Annotated in this window: 3 protein-coding genes; 2 read left to right on the forward strand and 1 reads right to left on the reverse strand. The window is 71.5% G+C overall.

All coding sequences use genetic code 11. From position 1 onward, the window contains the following. Nucleotides 1–464: Uma2 family endonuclease (locus ABZ885_RS39690; RefSeq protein ID WP_360199849.1), on the forward strand; the 464-nt coding region annotated here is incomplete at its 5' end. 357 nt (nt 465–821) lie between these two features. Here ABZ885_RS39690 and ABZ885_RS39695 read toward each other — a convergent pair. Beyond that, nucleotides 822–1,253 carry an Lrp/AsnC family transcriptional regulator gene (locus ABZ885_RS39695; RefSeq protein WP_360199851.1) on the reverse strand — a complete coding sequence of 144 codons (432 nt, stop codon included), beginning with the start codon at nt 1,251–1,253 and terminating at the stop codon, nt 822–824. Between the two features lie 70 nt (nt 1,254–1,323). On the opposite strand from ABZ885_RS39695, the gene ABZ885_RS39700 reads away from it, so the two are divergent. Then, a complete protein-coding gene (locus ABZ885_RS39700) occupies nt 1,324–2,001 on the forward strand; it encodes a lysine transporter LysE (RefSeq protein WP_360199853.1) in 678 nt (225 codons plus the stop codon). Nucleotides 2,002–2,263 lie beyond the last annotated feature (262 nt).

The raw sequence follows: 2,263 nt of genomic DNA on the forward strand, positions 1-2,263 counted from the left end.
TCATCGAGGGGCGGATCGTTCTGGTGTCGCCCACCTGGGACCACGAGAACGTCGCCGCGAAGATCCGCCGCCAGCTCGACCTGCGCGTCGACGACCTCGGCTGCATCAGCGGCTCCGGCAACCTCGACCTGCCAGGCTCCCCGAACTGGTACATGCCCGACCTCGCCGTCATCCCCGAAGACCTCGCCAAAGGCGCCGGTGCCCTCACCCCCGACCAGACCCTCTTGGTCGTCGAAGTCACCTCCGACTCCAACGGCGACACCGACCGCCCCACCAAGCGCAAGCGCTACGCCCAGTACGGTGCCCCGTTGTACCTGCTCGCCGACCGGCAGAACCGGACCTGCACCCTCTTCTCCGAGCCCCACGACCTCGGCTACGCGGTCGTGGACGGCCCCCACTCGTTCGGCACCCCGATCCACCTTCCCGAGCCGTTCGACCTGATCATCGACACCGCAGCGTTCTGACGGGCGAAGTCCGAGCCTCGTGATTCAGCCCAGCGGCACACTGCCGCAGGCACGGCCGACGTGGATGGCGGCGCCCATCGCGGTGGCCAGGGCGGGCAGCTCGCGCCGAAGGTTGCCAAGCACCGTGGCGGGCATCGCCGCGGCGAGCGCACACCGCGACCTGCTCGCCCGCCGCCGGCTCAGGCAACCCGCCCGGCGAACGGGCTGCCGTGACCACATCCGCGGCCAAGGTGTAGCGGAGCACGGCTCCAAGACGTGGCCGCCGTCCGCCAGGGCACCGCGAACCGTGTCAGCCCGGCTCGTCAACAGCCCTTGAGGGCGGGCACATACGGGAGTACGGGAGCCTCCCTTAGAAGATCAACGGGTGGCGATGCGCAGGGCGAGGCGGGTGCTGGAGTGGGCGACGCCCGCGTCGTGCTTGAGCCGGCGCAGCAGTTGGTCGAGCCCGGCGGCGTCGGGGATGCGGGCCCGGAGCAGGTAGTCGTACTCGCCGGTGACGTGCGCGGTCTCGGTGACGCCGGGCAGCCGCAGGGCCAGCGTCTCGAAGGTGTCGCTGTCCGTCTCCGGGCGCAGCCGGACGTCGATGAAGACGGTCAGGCCCGGGCGGGCGGCGTCCGCGGCCGGGTCGACGAGCGTGGTGAAGCCGCGGATCACGCCGGTGCGGAGCAGCCGGCGGACCCGGTCGGCCGTTGCGTTGGCGCTCAGGCCGACCCGGGCGCCCAGGTCGCGGTAGGAGATCCGCGCATCGGTGCGCAGTTCGCCGAGGATTTCTCTGTCCAGGTCGTCCATGCCGCGATTGTCGCGGTCGGGGCCGGAAATCGACCGCTGATTTTCGTCCGGATGGGGGACGGTGGCGCGCATGACGGGTGTGACGGGCGCCGTGGGCGCATGGGTGGCGGGGGCGGGCGCGGGGCTCGGGGTGGCGGTGCCGCTGGGCGCGGTCGGGGTGCTGCTGCTGGAGGAGGGGCGGCGCGGGCGCGCGGCGGCGGTGAGTGCGGCGTGTGCGGTGGCCTTCGTCGACATGGTGTACGCGGCTCTCGCCACGGCGCTCGGTGTTCGGCTCGCACCAGTTCTGGCCGGCTGGGAGGGGTGGGCGCGGGCCGTTTCGGCGGCCGTGCTGATGGTGGTGGCGCTCCGGGGTCTGCTGGGGCTGCGGCGCATGCCGGTGACGGCGGGTGCGGGAGAGGCCGGCCGGGGCGTGGGGGAGGGCGCGGCGCCGGCCGGCGGGCCTGCGCGGACCTTCCTGCGGTTTGCCGGGCTGACGGCGGTGAACCCGACCACGGCGCTGTACTTCGCCGCCTTCGTCACCGGCGGCGGCGGGCCCGGTGGCGGTCCGGGCGGCGGTCTGACCAGCGGCTTCGGCGCGGTGGCCTTCGTGGCGGGGGTGCTGCTGGCGTCGCTGACGTGGCAGCAACTGCTGGCGGCCGTAGGCGTTTCGCTCGGCTCGCGGCTCTCGCCGCGGGCCCGCAGGCTCACCTACTGCGCCGGATACGGACTGGTTGCGTACTACGCACTGTGCATGGCATGGCCACGGTGAGTAGCAAGTGTGGTCGACGCCACGTCCGGTTCTCGCGGAATCGGGAACTCCGGCGCGGCTGGTGACGGTGCGTCAGTGATCCGTCGCACTGGGTGGGTAGTGCGCGGCGCATGACGGGCGGACAGATGTGAGCTAGGGCGCGGCAATTGAACATTCGATCTTCAAAATTTTCTCAAAGCCGGTCGATTCGGGCGGGCCTTCATGATCGATACCGCCGGTAACAGTCAACTGACCTGCGATGTCCAGGAATTGCTTGAAGCGG

Origin of the sequence: Kitasatospora sp. NPDC047058, assembly GCF_040643935.1 — a bacterium.
In the GTDB taxonomy this organism is placed as follows: Bacteria; Actinomycetota; Actinomycetes; order Streptomycetales; family Streptomycetaceae; genus Kitasatospora.